We start from the raw sequence: 21,957 nt of genomic DNA on the forward strand, positions 1-21,957 counted from the left end.
ATCGAGGTTACGTCAACGGTGCGCGCGGAGCAGACTCGCGGTGAGGCCGAATCGCTGGGCCTCGTCGAGAGGCGTGCCCTGGCAGGCGAAGTGGGTGCGCTGACGGCAGTCGTAGCGTGTCGAGGCGTTGGCCAGCACCACGACGACACGCCGCACCCGCCTGTCGCTGAACTTCACGACCCGGTCGCCGTGGCCGCGCCGCAGCCGGATCGGCAGCGTGACGACCTTGCCGGACTCGAGGAACACGCGCGCCGTCGCCGCCGCACCGCTGGAGCGGGTCGTCGTCACGGACAGCCGCAGCCTGACCCGGCCCCGGAGCCCCGACTTCGGTCGGAGGGAGATCGCATGCCCCGTGAGGTGGGGTACGGCGATGCGCTCCTCTCGCCACGAACGGCGGGCCGGCCCGAGTCGCACCGAGTCGTCGACCGCGGGCCTGCGATAGGCCCGCCCCTCGTCGTACCCGTGCTGGGGCGTCAGGTTGGCGTGCACGAAGGAGGCGTAGACCGAGGGGAAGGAGCCGCCCCGGCTCTCGACGAACCGGCGGACCGCCTTGACCGAGAAGTCGTTGCGGCGACCGGGACCGGTGGCCGCGAGCTCCCAGACCTGCCGCACGGCATCGACGCCGTAGCGCTGGGCCAGGAACTGGAAGAAGATCCAGTTGCCGTAGAGGCCAAGGTCGGCGGCGGAGTGGTCGAGCGGGACATGGCGTCGGCCGAGCTGGCCGGCGGAGAGGTACTGCCGGTTGTCGTCGACGTCGTCGGCGACCTGTTCCTCCATCCAGGTGGCCGTGGACTCGAGGAACCAGCGGTCCTCGTGCACGTCCATGCCGAACTGCACCGCGTGGAACAGCTCGTGGGCGGCGGTCACCCGCAGGCTGTCGTCGGCGGGCTTGGGGAAGCCCGTGAAGTCGTCGTCGAACACGCAGTAGGACGAGGCCTGACCGGACGCGCCCGGCACCGGGGCCTCCGGCGCGCAGTAGCCGTAGAGCCCCGCACGGCTGATGTCGGCGAGGTAGACGTCGAAGTGCGGGCTGCCGCCGCGACCGGCGTCGGAGGGCACGCCCGGATAGCCGAGCTCCGCCATCCGAGCGAGCGCGAGCTCGGTGACGTCCAGGCTGCGGCGTACCCAGTCAGGCGTCACGCCGTCGGAGGACGCCAGCGGAGGGGCGTCCGAGGTGGTGGTGACGTAGTGGACGCACGCGGCGGCGCCGCACACCTGGCCGCGGGGGGCCGCGGGGTCCCAGAAGAACTCACCGGAGCCGTCGGCGGGATCGCTCGGCCGTGCCGAGGTGCGGCCGCGCGCGGACCGGGCGTCGCCGCCGGGAGAGGCGTCGGGGGAGGCGTCGAGATAGGCGTCGCGAAGGTCGAGCGTGAGGTCGCGCGACGAGGGCGCGGGCTCGTCGGCTGCCGACGGCGCCTGGCCGGCAGGCAGCAGGACCGCGAGGAGCGCCAGCACCAGGCCGGCAACGGCTCGCACTACATGTCCGCGATGTGTTCGATGATCGCGGTCGTGGAGATGGCAGGAGTGCGGGTGAGGTAGACGACCTTGCACACGTCGGAGAACTCGTCGAACTTGCCGGCCCAGTCGTCGCCCATCACCAGGACGTCGGCGCCGTGGTCGACGATGTAGTCGCGCTTGGCCTCCAGGCTCTCCTCGACGAAGACCTCGTCGACGACCCGGAGGGCGGCGACGATCGCCAGCCGCTCCTTCTCGCTGAAGACCGGGACCCGGCCCTTCTTCTTCATGTTCAGGGCATCGGCCGACACGCCCACGACCAACCGGTCGCCCAGCTCGGCGGCGCGCTCCAGGACCCGCAGGTGTCCGACGTGGAAGACGTCGAAGGTTCCGAAGGTGATGACGGTGCGGGACATGCGCGAAGAGTATCGGCACGCCTGAGAGGATCTCGGCGTGGCCATCCCCGCACCGATCTCGATCATCACCCCCGACCCCGCTGCCGACGAGGCGCGCCGTCGGGGGCTCCGGCAGATGCGGACCGTCGCCGTCTCGCTGCTCGTGCTGGCCGCGATCGTCTACGTCGCCACGCTGGGGCGCGACGGCGCCTGGGGCTTCGTCAACGCCGGCGCGGAGGCGTCGATGGTCGGCGCCATCGCCGACTGGTTCGCGGTGACGGCGCTGTTCAAGCACCCGCTCGGCATCCCGATCCCGCACACCGCGCTGATCCCCAAGCGCAAGGACGAGCTCGGCAAGGGCCTCGAGGAGTTCGTGGGGGAGAACTTCCTCCAGGAGGACATCATCCGCGACCGCACGGCCGCGGCGCTGATCTCGGCCCGGGTCGGCGACTGGCTCTCCGACCCCGCCAACGCGCGGCGCGTGGTCGACGAGGTCTCCGACGTCGCCGCGATCGCGCTCGGCAAGGTGCGCGACGAGCACATCGCCGACCTCGTCACCGACGCCTTCGTGCCCCGCTTCCGCGAGGAGCCGATCGCGCCCATCCTGGGCAGCCTCATCACCGAGGCGGTGCGCGACGACCTGCACCACGGCGTCGTCGACCTCGCGCTGGAGGAGCTGCACCGCTGGCTGGTGCACAACGGCGAGACGTTCACCGAGGTGCTCAGCGAGCGCGCGCCGTGGTGGGCGCCGCCGCGCCTCAACGAGGCCGTCACCCAGCGCCTCCACCTCGAGGCGATCCGCTGGATCGCCGACATCCGCGACACCCCAGGCCACCACGCCCGCGGCGCCATCGACTCGATGCTCGCCCAGCTGGGCCAGGACCTGCTGACCGACCCGCGGACCATGGAGCGCGCGGAGCGCTTCAAGGAGCGGCTGCTCGACCACCCGCAGGTCGTCAGCACCGCGATCTCGCTGTGGAAGGCGATGCGCGCGGCGCTGCTCTCGTCGGTCCGCGACCCCCAGGGCGCGGTCCGCGAGCGGATGCTCCTCGAGCTCAGTGCCTTCGCCGAGCGACTGCGCACCGACGCCGAGCTGCGCGAGAAGCTCGACCGGACCGCGGCCGACATCGCGGTCTTCGCGGTCTCGCGGTACGGCGCCGAGCTGACCGCCGTCATCACCCACACCATCGAGCGCTGGGACGGCAAGGAGGCCGCGCGCCGCATCGAGCTGCACGTGGGCCGCGACCTGCAGTTCATCCGGATCAACGGCACCATCGTGGGCGGACTCGTGGGTGTGCTGATCCACGCGATCAGCCTGCTGGTTCACTGAGTGCCATGAGTGAACCTGTGGACGTGCCCATCCGTGACGAGAAGATCCGGCTCGGGCAGTTCCTCAAGCTCGCCAACCTGGTCGAGTCGGGATCCGACGCCAAGCCGGTGCTGGCCGACGGCCAGGTCAGCGTCAACGGCGAGGTCGAGCTGCGACGTGGCCGCCAGCTCGTGGCGGGCGACGTCGTGACGCTCGCGGGCCAGTCGGCCCGAGTTGCCTCAGGGGACGCCGAGATCGACGTCCCCTGGTAGCACTCAGCTGACCTTGAGCAGGTCCACCACGAAGATCAGCGTCTCGCCGGGCTTGATGGCGCCGCCGGCTCCGCGGTCGCCGTAGCCGAGGTGCGGCGGGATCACGAGGCGACGACGACCGCCGACCTTCATGCCCTGCACGCCGGTGTCCCAGCCCTGGATGACCTGGCCGATGCCGAGGCGGAAGTTGAGTGCGTCGCCGCGGTTGTAGGAGGCGTCGAACTCCTCGCCGGTCGAGTGGGCCACGCCGACGTAGTGCACGGACACGGTCGAGCCGGAAGTGGCCTCCGCGCCGTCACCCTCGACGAGGTCGGTGATCTCCAGGTCGGCGGGGGCGTCTCCGATGTGCGGGTCGACGTCGGGCTTGTCCATGGTCATACCTTCCGGTTGGTGTGCTCAGGTCTGGTGGACGTAGTTGTCCAGCTGGTCGCGCTCGAACTCGAGCTCGCCGATGCGATTCTTCACCACGTCGCCGATGCTGATGATGCCGGTCAGCTTGCCGGCGGTCACGACGGGCACGTGCCGGATGCGGTGCTCGGTCATGACCTGCATCAGCTCGGTGAGGGCCTCCTCGCCCTCGCAGGTCCGCACGGTCGTGGTCATGATCTCGGCCACGGCCGCGTCGAGGACGTCGTGGCGATCGTTGAGCCGGCGCACGACGTCGCGCTCGCTCACGATCCCCTCGACGGTCTCGCCGTCGGTGCTGACGATCAGCGCTCCGACGTTGTGCTCGGACAGCAGGGCGACCAACTCCCGCACGCTGGCCTCGGGGCTGATGGTGATGACGTCGTGGCTTGGCTTGCCCTTGAGTACGTCGTTGATGCGCATGGCTTCCTCCGCGGGTCGTGTGTCTCCCGTCACGCTAGTCACTTGCGTCGCCGGGCGACAGGGGCCATCTCGCCCGCAGGTCGTGCACCGACCCCGATCCGCTCGGGCGCGAGTCCGGATCGGTGTCGTCGTGCGACATCGAACCGAGGAAGGACAGCGCTGCGTCGTGCAGGTGGCCGTTGCTGGCGATGGCGTTGCCGCCGTACGGCCCGTCCGTGCCGTCCAGGGCGGTGAACCGGCCGCCGGCCTCGCGCACGATCACGTCGAGGGCCGCCATGTCGTAGAGCTCCAGCTCCGGCTCGGCCGCCAGGTCGACGGTCCCCTCCGCCAGGAGCATGTAGGACCAGAAGTCGCCGTACGCCCGCGTGCGCCAGCAGCGCCGGGAGAGCGAGATGAAGTCCTGCAGCCGTTCGCGCTCGTCCCAGCCGGAGAGCGAGCTGTAGGACAAGGAGGCGTCCTCGAGCCGGCGGACGTCGGAGACCTCGCACTTCGTCGCCTTCATCAGCGAGCGCCCGGTCCACGCACCGCCGCCCTTGACGGCCCACCAGCGTCGCTGCAGCGCCGGCGCCGACACGACCCCGACGACGACCTCGTCGTCGACGGCCAGCGCGATCAGGGTGGCCCAGACGGGCACCCCGCGGACGAAGTTCTTGGTGCCGTCGATCGGGTCGATGATCCACTGCCGCTGGCTGTGCCCGGAGGAGCCCTGCTCCTCGCCGAGGACCGCGTCACGGGACCGGGCGCGCGAGAGCGTACGGCGGATGCCCTCCTCCACCGCCTGGTCGGCGTCCGTCACGGGAGTGAGGTCGGGCTTGCTCATCACGTGCAGGTCCAGCGCCTTGAACCGTGACATCGTCAGCGAGTCGGCGTCGTCGGCCAGCACGTGCGCGAGGCGCAGGTCGTCGGTGTAGTCGGTGGGGCCGTTGATGGGCATGGTCCACAGGCTATTGCCACCCGTGCCGACTACCGTGAACCCATGGAGATCAACGGCCTGCCGCTGCACCCCCTGGTCGTGCACGCGGTCGTGATCCTCGGGCCGCTCGCCGCCCTCGCCGGCCTCGCCTACGCCCTCCTCCCGAGGTGGCGCTGGCTGCTGCGCTGGCCGCTCGTCGCGCTCTCCGTCGCCGTCGCGATCACCGCCGTGGTCGCGGTGCAGGCGGGGGAGTCGCTGCTCGACGCCCGGCCCGAGCTGGAGCCGCTGGTCGAGGACCACGAGGAGTGGGGCGAGCTGCTGCGCACCTGGTCGCTGACCTTCGTCGTCGACGCAGTGCTGGCCGCCTGGGCGCTGGGCGGTCCCTCCGCGCTGGCGTCGGGGCGCGGCGCCCGCGAGACGAAGGGCATCCTCGGCTGGATCGCGATGGCGTTGCTCGTCGGCGGCGCGATCGGGCTGCTGGTGCTGGTGTTCCTGACCGGCGACTCGGGCGCCCGAGCCGTCTGGGGTCAGTAGTCCGCTGCACCCTCGCGCGCGGCGAGGAGCCGGCGGAAGGACTCGACGCGATCCGGGTCGGCCTCGCCGTCGGTCACCGCGACGTCGAGCCCGCACTCGGGCTCGTCGGTGCCGTGGGTGCACCCACGGGGGCAGTCCTCGGTCATCTCCTCGAGGTCAGGGAAGGCGCTGATCAGCTCCTCGGGCTGCACGTGCGCGAGCCCGAAGGAGCGGATGCCGGGGGTGTCGATGATCCAGCCGTCGCCGTCGGGCAGCTCGAGGAGGTAGGCCGACGTGGAGGTGTGGCGACCCCGGCCGGTGACGGCGTTGACGATGCCGACGTCGCGGTTGGCGGTGGGGATCAGCGCGTTGACCAGCGTCGACTTGCCGACGCCCGAGTGCCCGACGAAGACGCTGGTGCGCCCGCGCAGCCGGTCCCTGACGACACCTAGGTCGCCGCCGCGCTCGGTCACGACCCACGGCACGCCGAGCGAGCGATAGGTCGCGAGGAGGACCTCCGGGTCGGCGAGGTCGGCCTTGGTGAGGCACAGCAGCGGCGCCATACCGGCATCGAAGGCAGCCACCAGTGCCCGGTCGATCAGCCGCGGCCGCGGCTCGGGATCGGCCAGCGCGGTGACGACGACGAGCTGGTCGGCGTTGGAGACGATGACCCGCTCGACGGGGTCGTCGTCATCGGCGGTACGGCGCAGCGTGGTCGTGCGTGGCACGACCTCGACGATCCGCGCGAGCGATCCGTCGACCCCCGACACGTCGCCGACGACGCGGACGCGATCGCCCACGACGACGCCCTTGCGGCCGAGCGGTCGCGACTTCATCGCCATCACGGTCCGGCCGTCGATCAGGAGCGTGAACCGGCCGCGGTCGACGGTCACGACGACTCCGGGAACGGCGTCGTCGTAGGTCGGGCGGTCCTTGGTGCGGGGGCGGGTGCGACGGCGCGGTCGCTCGTAGTGCTCCTGGTCGTGATCGGTGTAGCGGTTGCTCACTGGTCCACCCGAGCGAGCCCCACCAGGTCGAGCCAGGCGCCCGGGAAGTCGGGGAAGGTCTTGGAGGTGGTGGCGATGTCCTCCACCAGCACCCCGTCGACCGCCGAGCCGAGGATCACGCCGGCGTGGGCCATGCGGTGGTCGGCATAGGTCCGGAAGACGCCGCCGTGCAGGGGTGCCGGCCGGATCGAGAGCCCGTCGGCGTGCTCGGTGACGTCGGCGCCGAGGTTGCCGAGCTCGGCGGCCAGCGCGGCCAGCCGGTCGGTCTCGTGGTGGCGGATGTGCCCGACGCCGCGCAGGTGGGACGGCGAGTCGGCCAGGGCGCAGAGCGCGGCGATCGCGGGTGTGAGCTCGCCGATGTCGTGCAGGTCGAGGTCGACACCACGGAGCTCGCCGGTGCCCCGGACCGTGAGGCCGGTGTCGTCGAGGAAGACGTCGCAGCCCATGCGCGTCAGCACCTCGCGCAGCTCGTCGCCGGGCTGGGTCGTGCTGGCAGGCCAGTCACGGATCGTGACCACACCACCGGTGGTCGCGGCCAGCGCCACGAAGGGCGCCGCGTTGGACAGGTCGGGCTCGATGGCCTCGTCGATCGCCGCGATCGGGCCGGGCGCGACCGCCCAGCGGTTGGCGTCGCTGTCGTCGACCTCGACCCCGCGGGCGCGGAGCATGGCGATGGTCATCTCGATGTGGGGGAGCGAGGGCACCGGCTTGCCGTCGTGGCGGATGTCGACGCCGGAGTCGTAGCGCGCACCGGCCAGCAGCAGCGCCGAGATGAACTGGGACGACGCGCTGGCGTCGATCACGACCGTGCCGCCCGGCACTGAGCCCTGGCCGCGGACCACGAAGGGCAGCGAGCCGCGGCCACCGTCGTCGATGTCCACGCCCAGTCCGGCGAGCGCCGTGAGCACCTCGCCGATGGGGCGCTGGCGCATGTGCGGGTCGCCGTCGAAGGCGATGGTGCCGCTCGAGAGACCGGCCACCGGCGGCATGAAGCGCATCACCGTGCCGGCCAGGCCGCAGTCGACCTCGGCGTCCGCGGTCAGCGGGCCCGGCGTGATCCGCCAGTCGTCCTCCTCGTCCGTGACGCCCACGCCCATCGCCCGCAGACCGGCGACCATCAGCAGGGTGTCGCGCGAGCGCAGCGGCCGGCGCACGAGCGACGGGCCGTCGGCGAGCGCGGCCAGGACCAGCGCCCGGTTGGTCAGGGACTTGCTGCCCGGGAGCGACACGACCCGCTCGACAGGGGCGGTCGGACGAGGAGCCGGCCACGGGTCGGCGAGAGAGGTCACGCGGTGCACCTTATCGGTGCACGGTGACCTCCTTGGGGGCACGATCAGCCGATCTGGGCCTTCGCGAGCTTCGCCTCGCGTCGGGCGTCCTTCGCCAGCCGCCGGGCCTCGCGCTTGACGTCGGTCGCGGCGTGCCGCGCACGCCAGGCCACACCGGGCTTGCCGTCGGTGTCGGCGCCGGCGATGAGCAGCCCGCCGAACATCGAGACGTTCTTGAAGAAGTGCACCTTCTGGTTGCCCTTGAGAGCCGGGTCGGTCTCCTCCCAGAAGCGGTGACCGGCCAGCGTTGTCGGGACCAGGGTGGCCGCGAGGGCGGTCGAGGCCAGCCGCGGCGCGTGCCCGGTCGCGAGGGCTGCACCCGCCAGGATCTGCACCCCGGCGTTGAGACGGACCAGCGTGGTCGCGTCGGTCGGGATCGGCGCCTGCGGCACGACCCGCTGCACCATCGGCACGAACCGGTCGGTGACGGGCTGGGCCTTGCCGGCGAGCGCGCCGGCGTTCTTGAGGGCGTTGACGCCGCCCACCACGAACATGGAAGCCAGCATCGGACGGGCGATCAGTCTCGTGACGGTCATGCCTCCTTCCTACACGATCCACGGGTGGCCGAGTCCACCCCTGCGTGTCAGTTGGAGTCGAGCACGAAGGAGCTGGAGTTGTCGGCCGGGTTGCTGTCCGGGCCGTCGTTGCTGGTCACCACGACGGTCACGCTGGCGTTGCCGTTGGGGATCCGCTGGGCCTGTACGGCGATCGGTGCCGAGCCCGACACCGTGCAGACGAGACGTGCGTCCTGCTTCTGGCAGCGCTCGTCGCTGCTGGTCAGGACCATGGCGTTGATGCCCGAGATGGTGACGGTGGCGCTCTCGCCGGCGGGGATCCCGGTGGTGGTCACGGCGAGGTCCTCGTAGAGCGCCTTGCGGCCGGTCGAGGCGATGGCGACCGAGAGGTCGCGCGTCGACGTGGTCGTCGGCGACGACGTGGGGGAGGGCGTCGGGGCAGCGGTGGGGGACTGCGTCGGGGCCCGCGTGGGCGTGGCCGTCGAGGTGGGCGCCGAGGGCGGCGACGGCTTCGTCGTCGGCGAGGCCGTCGGCGTGCTCGTGTGCGTGGGAGCCGCGGTGGGGCTGCTGCTGGTGGTCGTCGGCACCGTGGTCGTCGGCTCGGAGGTGGGGGCGGACGTGGGTGCGGTCGTCGCCTGGCTGCTGGGCGTCGACGTCGAGGAGGGCGAGCCGGCCGGCGCGCTGGTGGTCAGCGGCAGACCCGCGGTGATCGCGGGCGCAGTGGACGCGGTCGTGGTCGTGGTCGTCGAGCCCAGCGGCGTACGGCGCTCGGCTGCCGTCGTCTCGGACCTCGTCGGGGACGAGGTCGACCCGCCCGGTTCGCGGGTGCTGGAGATGACGGCGACGTCGGCGGTTGCCAGCCGCTCGGTCGGGTCGTCCTGGAGCGCGACGAAGACGCCGCCGGCGACCACCGCGGCGGCGGCGACCCCGCCGACGGCGGCGACGGGCGCATGCGCGGCGACGACGTCCTTGGCGCGGTCGAGGAGTCCGAGGAGGAGCCCGCCCGCGGTCACCGCCGAGGCCGTGCTGGCGAGGTAGGCGGTGGCCGCGGACCCCAGCAGGAGCGGCGCGAGGATCGCGCCGAGGTTGGAGTTGACCTCGACGAGCTCGAGGTAGATCGCGGCGCACGGCCGGCACTCCTGGAGGTGCTGGTCGACCTGGATGACGTCGCGCCTGGACAGGCCGTTGCGGATGTAGGGACCCAGGTGGTCGTGCGTCCAGCGGCAGTCGTCGCCCTCGATCTCGGCCACGTGTTCGTTGAGGAAGGCCTGGCGCAGGCCCTCACGGGCGCGGTAGGCGAGCGCCGACACCGAGTTGGCGGACATGCCGAGCAGGGGAGCGACGTCGGCGGGCTTCTGCTCCTCGACCTCGGTGTGCCACAGCACGAGCTGCCAGCGCTCGGGCAGCGAGGCGAAGGCGCGGGCAGCCGCGGCGTTCTCGAAGCCCTCGATCGTGGTGTCGCGGAAGGGGACCCCGGGGTCGAACATCTCCATGTCGTCGCTGCTGTGCAGCTTGGAGGTCGCCCTGATCCGGTCGACGCGCAGTCGCCGGACGGCCGTCAGGAGATAGGCCCGAAAAGCGACGTCGGGTCCGCCGCCGCGCTGCAGCACCGCGAGCACCTTGACGAAGGCCTCGGAGACGAGGTCGTCGGCGTCGCCCGGCGAGACCAGCTGGCGGGCGAGCCGCCGGGCCGCCATCGAGTGGCGCTCGAACAGCACGCCGTAGGCGTCGGCGTCGCCCCCGCGGACGGCCGAGATCAGCTCGGCGTCGGCGCGGGACTCTTCGATCGCAACCGTGGTCATGGGTTCTCGACGTTCGTTCGGGTGTGGAGCGTCAGTGGAAGTCACTCTAGGACCGTCCGGGCCCGTTGACTCCGATTCCGGGTCAGACGTCTCGCACGAATCTGTCGAGGCGCTGTCACTAGTCTGGGACGCATGTGCGGCCGCTATGCCTCATCCCGACGTCCCGAAGACCTCATCGAGGAGTTCGAGGTCGTCACCGACCGCACCCCCGCGCCCCTGGCCGCCGACTACAACGTGGCGCCGACCAAGGAGGTCTACGCCGTCGTCGAGCGGCCACCGGCCAAGGACAGCCCGGAGCCGCCCGAGCGCCAGCTGCGGGTCTTCACGTGGGGCCTGGTGCCGTCGTGGGCCAAGGACCCGAGCATCGGCAACCGGATGATCAACGCGCGGATGGAGACCGTCGCCGAGAAGCCCGCCTTCAAGCGCGCCTTCGCCGTTCGGCGCTGCCTGCTGCCCGCGGACGGCTACTTCGAGTGGTATCCCACCTCGCAGTCCAACGCCAAGGGCAAGCCCGTCAAGCAGCCCTACTTCATCCGGCCCGCCGACGGCGGCGTGCTGGCCATGGCGGGGCTCTACGAGATCTGGCGCGACCAGAGCCTGGCCGACGACGATCCCGACCGCTTCCGCTGGACCTGCACGGTGCTCACGACCGCGGCCGAGGACTCCCTGGGCCACATCCACGACCGGATGCCGCTGATGGTGGAGCGCGAGCGCTGGGGCGACTGGCTCGACCCGCGCGTCGGTGGCGAGGTGTCGTTGCTCGTGCCGGCCGCGCCCGGCAGGCTCGAGGCCTACCCCGTCCCGCCGCTGGTGAGCAACGTGCGCAACAACGGACCCGAGCTCGTCGAGCCACTCCCGCTGGAGGATGCACTCTCATGATGAAGGCCGAGATCCGCCCCATCGCCACGGCGTACGGCGAGGGCCGCCTGCACGTCCGGCGCGCCAAGAGCCCCATCGCGACCCTGCTGCTCAGCCACGGTGCGGGCCGCGGCGTCGACGCCCCCGACCTGATGGCGCTCGCTGCCGCGCTCCCTGGCCACGGCATCAGCGTGATGCTCTTCGAGCAGCCCTGGCACGTCGCCGGGCGCAAGGTCGCGACCCCGCCCGCCACCCTCGACGTCGGCCTGACGGCGGCTGCCAACGCGCTGCGGACCCAGACACCGCTCGTCGTCGGGGGTCGGTCCGCGGGTGCCCGCTCAGGTGCTCGCTGCGCGAAGGCGCTGGGGGCTCGCGGCGTGCTCGCCCTGTCGTTCCCGCTCCACCCGCCCGGGAAGCCGGAGAAGACCCGGGTCGAGGAATTGCGCGGTGCCGGCCTGCCGATGCTGGTCGTGCAGGGGGAGCGCGACCCGATGGGACGGCCGGAGGAGTTCCCCGCCGACGTCACGGGCCTCGACATGACGGTGATCCCGGAGGCCGACCACGGTCTGGCAGTGCCCAAGCGGGCCGCGGTCTCGCAGCAGGAGGCGCTCGGCATCGTCGTGGAGTCGGCGCTGGAGTGGCTGATCCGCGACATCGCCGGTTCGAGCCGGGCTCGGGAATCAAGACCGGAGAAGTCGCGTTGAGGACGACATGCTGGCAACCCGACCCCGCCCGATCGAATTGGGCGACGCCGAAGCGGCGGTAGTGTGGAAGACGATGACTGAATCACTCTCCGAAACTTCGGCTGCCGACGACCTGCTCGCGACCGAGACCGCCGAGGAACGCTCGGCGCGCTTCGAGCGCGACGCCTTGCCGTTCCTCGACCAGTTGTACGGCGCTGCGATGCGCATGACCCGCAACCCGGCTGATGCCGAGGACCTGGTGCAGGAGACCTTTGCGAAGGCCTACTCCGCGTTCCACCAGTTCAAGCCCGGCACCAACCTCAAGGCGTGGCTCTACCGCATCCTCACCAACACCTACATCAACACCTATCGCAAGAAGCAGCGCCAGCCGCAGCAGTCGATGGCCGAGGACGTCGAGGACTGGCAGCTGGCCCGTGCCGAGTCGCACACCTCCACCGGTCTGAAGTCCGCCGAGATGGAGGCGCTCGAGCACCTTCCCGACTCCGAGGTCAAGGACGCGCTGCAGCGCCTGCCCGAGGAGTTCCGTCTGGCGGTCTACCTGGCCGACGTCGAGGGCTTCCCGTACAAGGAGATCGCCGAGATCATGAACACCCCCATCGGCACCGTCATGTCCCGCCTGCACCGTGGCCGGCGCCAGCTGCGCGACATGCTCTCCCACCACGTGCGCGCCAACGACCTGCTGCCCAGCGGCGCGACGGAGGCGAAGTGATGAGCGAGCCCACGAGCGAACACAGCCACGGCAAGGACGAGTGTTCCGACTACCTCGAACGCATCGTCTTCTTCCTCGATAACGAGCTCGACGAGGCCGACTGCTCCGAGGTGCGCATGCACCTCGACGAGTGCGGCCCGTGCCTGGAGAAGTACGACCTGCAGCGGACGGTCAAGCAGATCGTCGCCCGATCGTGCTCCGAATCGGCTCCCGACGGCCTGCGCGAGCGGGTGCGGATCCAGATCCGCGAGGTCCAGGTCCGCATCAGCGAGGGCTGAATTCGCCCCGCTGGCCGACATTTGAGAGGATGACCCTCAGCCCTGTCACGGGCAACGAGCAGGGCTATCAATTTCTGGAGGAACACCATGGGCAAGACCGGACGCAAGCGCCGCGCTCGCAAGAAGAAGAAGGCGAACCACGGCAAGCGCCCCAACGCCTGAGCGCATTCCAAGCAGACCCCCGGCTCCTTCCATCGTGAAGGCCGGGGGTTCGCTGTTCTCAGACGCGGGACATGAACCGCTCGGCGTCGACGACCACCCGGGTCACCTCGCCGGCGCCGACCACGCGACCGCCGTCGACATGGCGGGCGGAGACCGTGAACCTGTGCAGCCGCCCATCGACGTACGCCGTCGTGGCGCTCACCTCCAGCACGGCACCCACCGGGCTCGCCGCGAGGTGCTCGAGGGAGATCCGGGTGCCGACGCTGGTGCCGCCCGCGGGCAGTGAGCCCTCGAGGGCCGCGCAGGTCGCGGCCTCGCACCACGTCAGCAGCCGTGGGGTGCCGAGCACGGGCAGCGACCCGCTGCCGACGGCGATCGCGGTGTCGGACTCGGTCACGGTGAAGGTAAGTGTCGCCTGCTGCTCGGACATGCGCAGAGCCTACGGTGGCAAAGAAGTCGTGGCCCTGGAGCAACCTCGCGGCCGCGGCGGCGTCTATCAGGGTGTGAGCATCGACGTGGAGCGACCTGGCCAGGCAGTGGAGCTTGCCGAGCTCTATGCCGCGCACCGGCTCGCCCTGGTGCGGCTGGCCGTGCTGCTGGTGGACGACCTGGCCAGCGCCGAGGACGTCGTCCAGGACGCGTTCACCGCGCTGGCTCGCCGCCGCAACGGGCTGCGTGACCCGTCCGCGGCCGTCGGCTACCTGCGGGTCTCGGTCGTGAACGGCGCCCGGTCGATGCTGCGCCGGCGACGCACGGTACGCGGCTACACGCCGCCGCGCGCTGTCGAGACCGCCGGACCCGAGGACCGGGTCGTGGTCGCCGAGGAGCACCGTGAGGTGCTCGAGGCGGTCAGGTCCCTGGCCCCGCGCCAGCGCGAGGTGCTCACGCTGCGCTACTGGGGCGGCCTCTCCGAGGCCGAGATCGCCGAGACCCTCGAGATCAGTCCCGGCACCGTCAAGTCCACCGCCAGCCGCGCGCTCGACGCGTTGGAGCGGATCATCGAGGAGAAGGGTGGCCGGTCATGAACGAGCTCGAGACGCGTCTTGCCGAGGCGTTCGCGGCCCGCGCCGACCTGGTGCAGCCCGAGGACCTCCGCGACGAGCCCCTGCCCGCGCCGGTGGTGCAGCTGTGGCGGCGCACCTCGGTGCTGCTGGCGGTCGCAGCCTGCCTGGCCGTGGTGGCGGCCTCGGTCGCGCTGCTCGGCGACCGTGACCAGGATGGTCCGCAGCCTGCCGAGCCCCGCCCGACGCTCGAGCTCCCGGCCGACGTCGGCCGGGACTGGGACCGCGTCAAGGACACACCCCCCGCCGAGCTGGACCTCGACGGTGACGGCAGGAACGAGAAGGTGCTCTTCCTCGCCGAGCCCAGTGAGGGCTACGACGGCCGGTTGCGGCTGCAGACGACGCTGAGCAGCGACGGCTCGAGCGCCCACGGCATCGTCGACCTCGACCAGACACTGAGCGTCATCGCCCTGGAGCCGATCGACGCGGACAGCGACGGCGACCAGGAGCTCGTGATCGTGAACGAGAACGCCGAAGGCGGCGGTCCCGCCGCCGCCGGCCCGCCGCCGACCCAGCTCCTCGTCCTCGACCTCCGAGACGGCCTCCTGGTCAGGGCGCCGGCGACGGAGCCGGACCTGCTGTGGAGCGGCAACCTGGTGGTGCCGGGGGCCACGCAGGACTACTACGAGCTCGTGCACATGCAGGGCTTCTGGATCGAGGACGGCTCGCTGTTCACGAGCCGCTCCGAGCGCAGCTACCCGGCGTACCTGATGAACCTCGTCATCCCGGAGGAGTATCGGGTCGACGTGGTCGAGTGGCGGCTGGCTGACGACGGCGTGCTGTCGCCGGTCCCCGCGGAGACGCCCTGCCTGATCGGGGTGCCCGAGGGTGCACATCCGTGTGCGGAGGGTGAGCAGGACATCCTGCCTCCGCTCGCGCCCTTCGCGGACGAACGCATCGGCATCGGTGAGCAGTTCAGCTCCGAGTTCCCCTTCCCGTTCACGGTCGGCCTCGAGGCCTTCGCGGACGTCTCGTTGGTCGTCGAGATGCCGGACGGGACTCGGATCAACCACGGTCTCGAGCTCGGTGACCCGCGAGTCCTCACCCTCGCTCCCAACCTCGCCTACGACGGGGTGGCGGTCGTGGTCACCTCCGGGGAGGCCGACCAGCCTGCGGATCTCCAGGTGCTCGGGCAGGTCCGCGACCGGATGGTCGCGCTCGAGGAGATCGGTGGCGTCACCTTGGGGAGCGGCGAGACCGAGGACGGCCGGGCGTTCCGGAGCTGGCTGACTGCGAACGGCGCCCTCTACACCGCCCAGGCGACGACGTCCGGCGAGGACGGACCGTGGCAGGTCTACACCTGGGCCCTGGTGGCCAAGGGCCAGCTCGGCGCCATCCCGGTCGAGCAGCTCTGCTTCGACGACATCGCCGACCCGGCCACCGCCCGCCGCTGCTGAGGCCCGGCTTGCTCAGATCCCGAACGTGCTGCGCGGGTAGGCGGCCTCGACGTCGGTGATGATGTTGACGAGGTAGGGCACGCCCGAGTCGAAGGCCCGGTCGAGCGCGGGGCCGATGTCCTTCGGGTCGGTGACCTTCTCCCCGGCACCGCCGAGCGCCTTGACGACCTCGTGGTAGGCCGTCTGCTGGGCCAGGTCGGCCGCGACGTCGTAGCCGTAGAGCATCTGCATCGGGCCCTTCTCCAGGCCCCATGCGGAGTTGTTGCCCATCACCATCACGACGGGGAGGTCGTGGCGGACCAGGGTGTCGACGTCCATCAGCGAGAAGCCGGCGGCGCCGTCGCCGAGCAGCAGCGCAACCTGTGCGGACGGCCGGGCGATCCGGGCCGCGATGGCGGCGCCGAGACCCGCCCCCAGGCAGCCGTAGGGACCGGGGTCGAGCCAGCCGCCGGGCCGCTGGGGCTCGACGAACTTGCCGGCGAAGCTGACGAAGTCACCGCCGTCCCCGATCACGACCGCGTCGTCCGCGAGCCGGGGCACCAGCTCGCCGTAGATGCGCGCCGGGTGGATCGGGTCCGCCTCGGCCGTCAGCAGGTCGTCGTCGCGCGCGGTCGCGGCCTTCACGACGTCGGCCAGCTCGGCTGCCCAACCGGACCAGTCACGCGTCCTTCCCTGTGCGGCGATCACCAGCCCGTCGAGGACCGCGGACAGGTCACCGGCGACCGAGGCCGCCAGCTCGGCGTGCGTCGAGAGTTGGCCGGGGGAGTCGGCGACGTGCACGACATTGGCGAAGGCGCCGCTGGGGCTCTTGTCGGGGCCGCCGAAGATGCCGTAGCCGAGCCGGAAGTCGAGGGGGGTGCCGACCACGATGACCAGGTCGGCGCCGTTGATCGCGGCGCCGCGGGCCTTCGTGACGAGCAGCGGGTGACCGCCCGGCAGCAGGCCGCGCCCCATGCCGTTGGTCAGCGTCGGGATGCCGAGCGACTCGACCAGCCGCAGGGCGGCGCCCTCCGCGTGGTCGGCCCAGACGTCGGTGCCCAGGATCAGCAGCGGGTGGTGCGACTCGGCCAGCAGGGCGGCGATCCGGGCGACGTCGTCGCCGTCGGGCTCGAGGACGGCCGAGGCCGACCCCGCGGACGCCGGTCCGGAGCCGGAGCTGAAGAACTCGTCCATCGGGATGTCGACGTACACCGGACCGCGGTGCGAGGAGCGGGCGACGCTGAAGGCGTCGTCGAAGCCCGCGGCCACGTCGGCGGCGGTGTGCAGGGTGCGTGCCTGCTTGGTGACGGGGGCGACGATCGGCAGGTGGTCGATCTCCTGCAGGGCGCCGCTGCCCCAGCGGTTGGCCGGGGCGCGGCCGCCGACCACGACCATCGGGGACCCGGCGAACTGCGCCTGCGCGATCGCGGAGATGCCGTTGGTGACGCCCGGCCCGGCGGTCAGCACGGCCAGCCCCGGCACCCGGGTCAGCTTGCCGGTGGCCTCGGCCGCGAAGGCCGCCGTCTGCTCGTGGCGCACGTCGAGCAGGCGCATCGGCGGCTCGGCCTTGACCGCCCCGTCGTACATCGGGAAGACGTGTGCCCCCGACAGCGTGAACATGGTCTGCACGCCGTGTGCCCGCGCGACGGAGACCGCCAGCTCGCCGCTGTGGCCCGCGATGTCTTCACTCATGCCCGCACGCTAGAGCATGCGCCCAACACGGACGCGGGTTTCAGGCGGAGGCGGTGGGCAGCGACAGGAACGGGAAGTTCGTCGCCTTCAGTGCCTCGACCAGGACCAGGATCAGGTCGGGGCGCACGCCGGGAGGGTTGCTCGCCAGCGTCAGCTGCACGTGCAGCGAGCGGAGGTAGGCCTGGGCGTTGCCCGCGAGCTGGTAGGGGTCGTGGTCGCCGCTGCTGCCGAACGGGTTGGCACCGGCGGCGATGCGGAACACCCACGGCTCGAGCACCTTCAGGCTGACGACGTTGCGGCGCAGGATCTGCATCGTGGCCGCGGCCATCCGGTCGGTCTCGCCCGCGACGAGGAGAGGGGTGTCGATCATCAGCAGCCGGTCGGCGATGACGTCGAGGAAGACCGTCAGCTCGTTGGTGGCGAAGTAGGGCGACTGGGCGAGGATCCCGATCGCGTCGGCACCGTGCGCGATCGCGTGCGCCCAGCCCTTGCCGGGCACGAAGCCGCGGGTGTCGCGCTCACGCAGGAACCACGACGCGACCCGGTCGCCCCAGTCGAAGACGCGGGCCCCCGGCAGCAGCAGCTTGGTGTTGTCGCGGGCCAGGCACTCGGCCAGCGCGAGCACCGAGAAGCTGCGACGGAAGACGGTGTCGGTGCCCCTCTCACCGAGCCCGACGACCAGGCCGGCAGCCATGCCGTCGCCGAGGCCGGAGAGCAGGTCGTCGTAGACACCGCGGTCGATCCAGGTCGCCAGCGCGGGGTAGGCGGTGCCGTCGCGCTGCTCCGGATCGGGGGAGCCGAGCATGGTCGTGAGCTCGGCCGTGAGGTCGTCCAGAGGCCTGTCATCGGGGACGGCGAGACCCTTCGAGAGGATCTCCTGCCAGTACCCAGTGGCCATGGCCACATCCTGCCAGCCGATCGTCCGTGGGGCGAACCGGGGACGCTCACTAGGGTGTGGTCGTGCCGTCTCTCCTCGAGCTCGTCCGAGCACACACCGATCTCGACGACGACGACGTCGCGTGGCTGCACCTGTTGATGGCCGACTGGCAGATCATCGCCGACCTCTCGTTCGCCGATCTGGTGATGTGGCTGCCCGACCGGGAGGGCCACGGTTTCTGGGCCTGCGGGCAGATGCGCCCGACGACCGGGCCCACGTCGCTGCCCGACGACGTCGTCGGCACCTTCCTCCCGGTCGGGCGCCGGCGGATGGTGGACGAGGCCTACCAGCACGGTCGCCTCGTGCGCGAGGGCGACCCGGAGTGGCGCGACGACGTCCCCGTCCGGGTCGAGGCGATTCCCGTACGGCGGGCAGGCCGGATCATCGCGGTGGTGGCCCGCAACACCAACCTGCTCGGCGTGCGCACCCCGAGCCGGCTCGAGCTGTCCTACCTGCAGACGGCCGCCGAGCTGACCCAGATGATCGCGGGCGGCTGGTTCCCGCCGGCGGGCCAGCGCAGCGACCACGCCGACTCGCCGCGGGTCGGCGACGGGTTCCTGCGACTCGACGCGGACGGGAAGGTCGCCTACGCCAGCCCCAACGCGCTGTCGGTCTATCGCCGCCTCGGCCTGCACGGCGACCTGACCAACCTCGTGCTGGCCGACCTGACCCGCGAGCTCGTGCCACCGCGGCGCCGTCCCGACGAGGAGTCGCTCAGCGCGGTGCTGAGCGGGCGCGCCGACCGCGACACGGAGATCGCCGCCGAGGACGTCGCCCTGATCGTGCGCAGCATCCCGCTGCGACCGCACGGCGACCGCATCGGTGCGGTGATCCTGCTCCGCGACGTCACCGACCTGCGCCGGCGCGACCGTGAGCTGGTCACCAAGGACGCCACCATCCGTGAGATCCACCACCGCGTGAAGAACAACCTGCAGACGGTCGCGGCGCTGTTGCGCCTCCAGGCCCGCCGGATCGGCCAGCCGGAGGCCAAGGCCGCGCTCGAGGAGGCGGTGCGGCGCGTGGGCTCGATCGCGATCGTGCACGAGATCTTGAGCCAAGCGGTCGAGGAGACCGTCGACTTCGACGAGATCGCCGACCGGCTCTCCCGGTTGGTGACCGACGTCAGTGCCGTGAGCGGACGCGTCCGTGTCGCGCGCGACGGATCCTTCGGCGTGCTCGCCTCGGAGACCGCCACGGCGTTGGCCATGGTGCTGACCGAGATCTTGCAGAACGCCGTCGAGCACGGCTATCCCGGGATGGCCGACCTCGCCGAGACCGATCCCGCGCGCACCGGCCTGATCCAGGTCAGTGCGCGCCGCATCGTCGGCCGGCTGCACCTCGCCGTACAGGACGACGGTGTGGGCCTGCCGGCCGACTTCGATCCGGACGCCACCAGCAGCCTGGGCCTCTCGATCGTGCGCACCCTGGTCGAGTCAGAGCTGGGCGGGATGATCGAGATGGGCCCGGCCAGCGACGGCACCGGGGCGCGGGTCCAGGTGGACGTACCCCTGGACTGACGGCTCGGAGGTGACCCTCAGGCGGTGCGGACGCGGGCGCGGGCGTTGCGGCGCTTGAGCGAGCGGCGCTCGTCCTCGCTGAGTCCGCCCCACACGCCGTGGTCCTGACCGGCCTCCAGCGCCCACGCGAGGCACTGTTCGCGCACCTCGCAGCGTCGGCACACCTGCTTGGCCTCCTCGATCTGGAGGATGGCCGGACCGGTGTTGCCGATCGGGAAGAACAGCTCCGGGTCCTCGTCGAGGCAGGCAGAGCGCGAGCGCCAATCCATGGAGTGGGGGTTCCTCTTTCATCATCTGCAGGCTGTGTGCGGGCGGTCAGCGGAGCCCGGGCGTCGTGGTGTGGGCACGAAAGTGTGAACGCATTCACGAGCGCGTGCCCAGCGTGGCAAGAAGTGGATCGATTAACAACCCCTGTCAGGGTCACTTCCGTCACAAAGTCACTACATCGGGCCGACGGCCACCCCGCCATGATGCCGCATAGGCTGCCCTCGTGAACAGCGAAATGCCGCCGACCGCGCCGCCGCCCCTCGTGACGGCAGCCTCCGTGACGGCCGTCGAAGGCCTCGTGCTGGTGTGCCTGGCCGTGCTGGAGGTCGCCAGCCTCACCGGCGGCCGGCTCACCATGGGCCTGACCACGGCGGTGTTCTTCGCGGCGTTCGGGCTGCTGCTGCTGGCCTGCGGCTGGCTGATCACGCGCGGACACACCTGGACGCGGGGACCGATCCTGCTCGCGCAGCTGATCGCGCTGGGCCTGGCCTGGAACCTGCGCGGCGGCGAGACGACGCTCATCTCGGTGGCGATCGGCGTCGTCGCGCTGATCGTGATCGCCGGGATGCTGCACCCCGCGAGCATCGAGGCGATCAACGACGCGGACGGTCGCTGAGGTCAGTCCTGCTCGAGCGAGGTCCGCAGCTGCTTGAGGGTCTTGGTCAGCAACCGCGACACGTGCATCTGCGAGACGCCGATCTCCTCGGCGATCTGGGACTGCGTCATGTTCTTGAAGAACCGCAGGAGCAGGATCCGCTTCTCGCGCGGGTCGAGGCCCTCGAGGAGCGGCTTGATCGACTCGCGGATCTCGACGTGCTCGAGGTTGTGGTCGTCGACGCCGAGTGAGTCCAGCAGGCTCGGTGGCCCGTCGTCGGAGCTGTCGCCGCTGGCGTCGAGGCTGAGCGTGGAGTAGGCGTTGCTCGACTCCATCCCCTCGATGATCTCCTCCACCGTGCAACCGATCAGCTCGGCCAGCTCGCGCGGCGTGGGGGAGCGGCCCAGCTTCTGCGTCAGCTCCGCGGTGGCCGCGGTGATCTGCATCCGCAGCTCCTGCAGGCGCCGAGGCACGCGGATGGCCCAGCCCTTGTCGCGGAAGTAGCGCTTGATCTCGCCGATGATCGTCGGGGTGGCATAGGTCGAGAACTCGACGCCGCGGTCGGTCTCGAAGCGGTCCACGGCCTTGATCAGGCCGATGGTGCCGACCTGCACGAGGTCCTCGTGCGGCTCGCCGCGGTTGCGGAACCGGCGCGCGCAGTGCTCGACCAGCGGCAGGTGCAGGTGCACCAGGTCCTCGCGCGCACCCGCGCGCACGGCCTCTGAGGAGTCCTCGTCGCGGAAGGTCACGAAGAACTCCGCGCTGCGCTGGCGCGTGATCTCGATCTTGGTGAGCTCGACCGGCGCGTCGTCGTAGACGGCCTCCGCACCGCCCACCACCGCGCCGTCCCCCGTCGCGTCCTGGGTCATCTCAGAGCTCGGCACCCGTCGACTGGCCGGCCGCTCTCGCGACCAGCTGGGACGCCATGGTGAACCGGACCCGGAACACGCCCTGCTCCGAGACGACCGTCGCGTCGCTGGCCAAGGTGTCGAGCACCTGCCACGCGAAGCTGTCGAGGTCGGGCTCGGGGTTGTCCATCGCGTCGGTCGAGACCTCGACGGTCATGGTGCTGCGGCCGAGGTGGAAACGCGCGACCAGGTCGGCGTCCGGGTCGGCCGCGGGCAGCACCATCGCACCGGCCTCGGCGACCGCGATCCGCAGGTCCTCGATGTCGTCGATGGTGAAGTCCAGGCGGGCCGCCAGCGCGGCCGTCGTCGTGCGGAGCACGGAGGCGTAGGCGCCGTCGGCGGGCAGCCGCAGCTCGACGTCTGCGCGGGTGCGGTCGCCGGTCGCGCTGTCGTCGCTGGTGGGGGCACTCACAATCTGCGTCCCGTTCTCGAGATGGTTCGACCAGGTGGTCCGTCCAGGTGGCGGTGCGGACACACTAACCGGGGCCGGCTCCTCGGTGGAGGAACCGGCCCCGATCGTTTGCAGGAGGGGCTGAACGAAGCTCAGGCCTTCTTG

27 protein-coding genes are annotated in these 21,957 nt (G+C 71.3%); 12 read left to right on the plus strand and 15 right to left on the minus strand.

The window, feature by feature from the left end:
* Positions 1-12: 12 nt before the first annotated feature.
* Entirely contained in the window at positions 13-1,476 is a 1,464-nt protein-coding gene (locus CF8_RS06550; protein ID WP_010832342.1) for an MXAN_6640 family putative metalloprotease, read from the minus strand.
* Positions 1,476-1,871, minus strand: coding sequence for an adenylyltransferase/cytidyltransferase family protein (locus CF8_RS06555; RefSeq protein ID WP_010832343.1), 396 nt, complete (start codon positions 1,869-1,871; stop codon positions 1,476-1,478). The genes CF8_RS06550 and CF8_RS06555 overlap by 1 nt, the downstream gene beginning before the upstream one ends.
* A gap of 37 nt (positions 1,872-1,908) precedes the next feature.
* Here CF8_RS06555 and CF8_RS06560 point away from each other — a divergent pair, with 37 nt between their 5' ends.
* A complete protein-coding gene (locus CF8_RS06560) occupies positions 1,909-3,180 on the plus strand; it encodes a DUF445 domain-containing protein (protein WP_010832344.1) in 1,272 nt (423 codons plus the stop codon).
* A gap of 5 nt (positions 3,181-3,185) precedes the next feature.
* Positions 3,186-3,431: an RNA-binding S4 domain-containing protein gene (locus CF8_RS06565; RefSeq protein ID WP_036490426.1), complete on the plus strand. Its 246-nt coding sequence runs from the start codon at positions 3,186-3,188 to the stop codon at positions 3,429-3,431.
* Positions 3,432-3,434: 3 nt separating this feature from the next.
* Here the strand turns inward: CF8_RS06565 and CF8_RS06570 are convergent, their stop codons facing one another.
* The 3 genes from CF8_RS06570 to hisN are packed head-to-tail and all read right to left on the minus strand — an operon-like array spanning position 3,435 to position 5,193.
* Complete coding sequence (locus tag CF8_RS06570) at positions 3,435-3,803, minus strand: FKBP-type peptidyl-prolyl cis-trans isomerase (protein ID WP_232211586.1); 369 nt, start codon at positions 3,801-3,803, stop codon at positions 3,435-3,437.
* A gap of 24 nt (positions 3,804-3,827) precedes the next feature.
* Entirely contained in the window at positions 3,828-4,259 is a 432-nt protein-coding gene (locus CF8_RS06575; RefSeq protein ID WP_010832347.1) for a CBS domain-containing protein, read from the minus strand.
* A gap of 34 nt (positions 4,260-4,293) precedes the next feature.
* Positions 4,294-5,193, minus strand: coding sequence for a histidinol-phosphatase (hisN, locus tag CF8_RS06580; protein WP_010832348.1), 900 nt, complete (start codon positions 5,191-5,193; stop codon positions 4,294-4,296).
* 42 nt (positions 5,194-5,235) lie between these two features.
* Here hisN and CF8_RS06585 point away from each other — a divergent pair, with 42 nt between their 5' ends.
* Positions 5,236-5,706: a DUF2231 domain-containing protein gene (locus CF8_RS06585; RefSeq protein ID WP_010832349.1), complete on the plus strand. Its 471-nt coding sequence runs from the start codon at positions 5,236-5,238 to the stop codon at positions 5,704-5,706.
* On the opposite strand, the gene rsgA is transcribed toward CF8_RS06585, so the two are convergent.
* The 4 genes from rsgA to CF8_RS20775 are packed head-to-tail and all read right to left on the minus strand — an operon-like array spanning position 5,700 to position 10,337.
* On the minus strand, positions 5,700-6,692 hold the full coding sequence (gene rsgA / locus CF8_RS06590; protein ID WP_010832350.1) for a ribosome small subunit-dependent GTPase A: 993 nt from the start codon (positions 6,690-6,692) through the stop codon (positions 5,700-5,702). The genes CF8_RS06585 and rsgA overlap by 7 nt on opposite strands.
* Positions 6,689-7,981, minus strand: a complete 1,293-nt coding sequence (aroA, locus tag CF8_RS06595) for a 3-phosphoshikimate 1-carboxyvinyltransferase (protein ID WP_010832351.1) — start codon at positions 7,979-7,981, stop codon at positions 6,689-6,691. Before aroA ends, rsgA begins: the two co-directional genes overlap by 4 nt.
* Before the next feature lie 44 nt (positions 7,982-8,025).
* The gene (locus CF8_RS06600; RefSeq protein ID WP_036490428.1) at positions 8,026-8,556 is read right to left on the minus strand and encodes a DoxX family protein; all 531 of its coding nucleotides are present in this window, start codon (positions 8,554-8,556) and stop codon (positions 8,026-8,028) included.
* Positions 8,557-8,603: 47 nt separating this feature from the next.
* Entirely contained in the window at positions 8,604-10,337 is a 1,734-nt protein-coding gene (locus CF8_RS20775; protein WP_010832353.1) for a sigma-70 family RNA polymerase sigma factor, read from the minus strand.
* Positions 10,338-10,469: 132 nt separating this feature from the next.
* Between CF8_RS20775 and CF8_RS06610 the strand changes: the two genes are divergently transcribed.
* The 5 genes from CF8_RS06610 to CF8_RS23665 all read left to right on the plus strand — a co-directional run bounded on the left by CF8_RS06610 (position 10,470) and on the right by CF8_RS23665 (position 13,048).
* Positions 10,470-11,216, plus strand: coding sequence for an SOS response-associated peptidase (locus CF8_RS06610; RefSeq protein ID WP_010832354.1), 747 nt, complete (start codon positions 10,470-10,472; stop codon positions 11,214-11,216).
* Positions 11,213-11,899, plus strand: coding sequence for an alpha/beta hydrolase family protein (locus CF8_RS06615; protein ID WP_010832355.1), 687 nt, complete (start codon positions 11,213-11,215; stop codon positions 11,897-11,899). The genes CF8_RS06610 and CF8_RS06615 overlap by 4 nt, the downstream gene beginning before the upstream one ends.
* A 73-nt stretch (positions 11,900-11,972) precedes the next feature.
* The gene (locus tag CF8_RS06620) at positions 11,973-12,608 is read left to right on the plus strand and encodes a sigma-70 family RNA polymerase sigma factor (protein ID WP_036492383.1); all 636 of its coding nucleotides are present in this window, start codon (positions 11,973-11,975) and stop codon (positions 12,606-12,608) included.
* Entirely contained in the window at positions 12,608-12,886 is a 279-nt protein-coding gene (gene rsrA, locus CF8_RS06625; protein WP_036490430.1) for a mycothiol system anti-sigma-R factor, read from the plus strand. Before CF8_RS06620 ends, rsrA begins: the two co-directional genes overlap by 1 nt.
* Positions 12,887-12,973: 87 nt before the next feature.
* Positions 12,974-13,048, plus strand: coding sequence for a 50S ribosomal protein bL37 (locus CF8_RS23665; RefSeq protein WP_397203189.1), 75 nt, complete (start codon positions 12,974-12,976; stop codon positions 13,046-13,048).
* Positions 13,049-13,106: 58 nt separating this feature from the next.
* On the opposite strand, the gene CF8_RS06630 is transcribed toward CF8_RS23665, so the two are convergent.
* Positions 13,107-13,478 (minus strand): thioesterase family protein, encoded by a 372-nt coding sequence (locus CF8_RS06630; protein WP_010832358.1) that lies wholly within the window; start codon positions 13,476-13,478, stop codon positions 13,107-13,109.
* Positions 13,479-13,551: 73 nt separating this feature from the next.
* Between CF8_RS06630 and CF8_RS06635 the strand changes: the two genes are divergently transcribed.
* Together CF8_RS06635 and CF8_RS06640 are read left to right on the plus strand one after the other, a co-directional pair.
* Positions 13,552-14,073 carry an RNA polymerase sigma factor gene (locus tag CF8_RS06635; RefSeq protein ID WP_036490432.1) on the plus strand — a complete coding sequence of 174 codons (522 nt, stop codon included), beginning with the start codon at positions 13,552-13,554 and terminating at the stop codon, positions 14,071-14,073.
* Complete coding sequence (locus CF8_RS06640; protein ID WP_010832360.1) at positions 14,070-15,506, plus strand: hypothetical protein; 1,437 nt, start codon at positions 14,070-14,072, stop codon at positions 15,504-15,506. Before CF8_RS06635 ends, CF8_RS06640 begins: the two co-directional genes overlap by 4 nt.
* 12 nt (positions 15,507-15,518) lie before the next feature.
* Here CF8_RS06640 and CF8_RS06645 read toward each other — a convergent pair whose 3' ends face one another.
* Positions 15,519-17,177, minus strand: coding sequence for an acetolactate synthase (locus CF8_RS06645; protein ID WP_010832361.1), 1,659 nt, complete (start codon positions 17,175-17,177; stop codon positions 15,519-15,521).
* A 40-nt stretch (positions 17,178-17,217) separates the two neighbouring features.
* Complete coding sequence (locus CF8_RS06650; RefSeq protein ID WP_010832362.1) at positions 17,218-18,075, minus strand: DUF2785 domain-containing protein; 858 nt, start codon at positions 18,073-18,075, stop codon at positions 17,218-17,220.
* Positions 18,076-18,137: 62 nt separating this feature from the next.
* Between CF8_RS06650 and CF8_RS06655 the strand changes: the two genes are divergently transcribed.
* Entirely contained in the window at positions 18,138-19,631 is a 1,494-nt protein-coding gene (locus CF8_RS06655) for a sensor histidine kinase (protein WP_036492386.1), read from the plus strand.
* Positions 19,632-19,648: 17 nt separating this feature from the next.
* On the opposite strand, the gene CF8_RS06660 is transcribed toward CF8_RS06655, so the two are convergent.
* Positions 19,649-19,900 (minus strand): WhiB family transcriptional regulator, encoded by a 252-nt coding sequence (locus CF8_RS06660; protein WP_010832364.1) that lies wholly within the window; start codon positions 19,898-19,900, stop codon positions 19,649-19,651.
* 221 nt (positions 19,901-20,121) lie between these two features.
* Here CF8_RS06660 and CF8_RS06665 point away from each other — a divergent pair, with 221 nt between their 5' ends.
* The gene (locus CF8_RS06665) at positions 20,122-20,514 is read left to right on the plus strand and encodes a hypothetical protein (RefSeq protein WP_156887166.1); all 393 of its coding nucleotides are present in this window, start codon (positions 20,122-20,124) and stop codon (positions 20,512-20,514) included.
* A gap of 2 nt (positions 20,515-20,516) precedes the next feature.
* Here the strand turns inward: CF8_RS06665 and CF8_RS06670 are convergent, their stop codons facing one another.
* Together CF8_RS06670 and CF8_RS06675 are read right to left on the minus strand one after the other, a co-directional pair.
* Complete coding sequence (locus CF8_RS06670) at positions 20,517-21,362, minus strand: RNA polymerase sigma factor SigF (RefSeq protein ID WP_010832366.1); 846 nt, start codon at positions 21,360-21,362, stop codon at positions 20,517-20,519.
* Position 21,363: 1 nt separating this feature from the next.
* Complete coding sequence (locus CF8_RS06675; protein WP_010832367.1) at positions 21,364-21,813, minus strand: anti-sigma factor; 450 nt, start codon at positions 21,811-21,813, stop codon at positions 21,364-21,366.
* Between the last annotated feature and the right edge of the window lie 144 nt (positions 21,814-21,957).

The sequence above is a fragment of the Nocardioides sp. CF8 genome (assembly GCF_000389985.1).
Lineage (GTDB): Bacteria > Actinomycetota > Actinomycetes > Propionibacteriales > Nocardioidaceae > Nocardioides > Nocardioides allogilvus.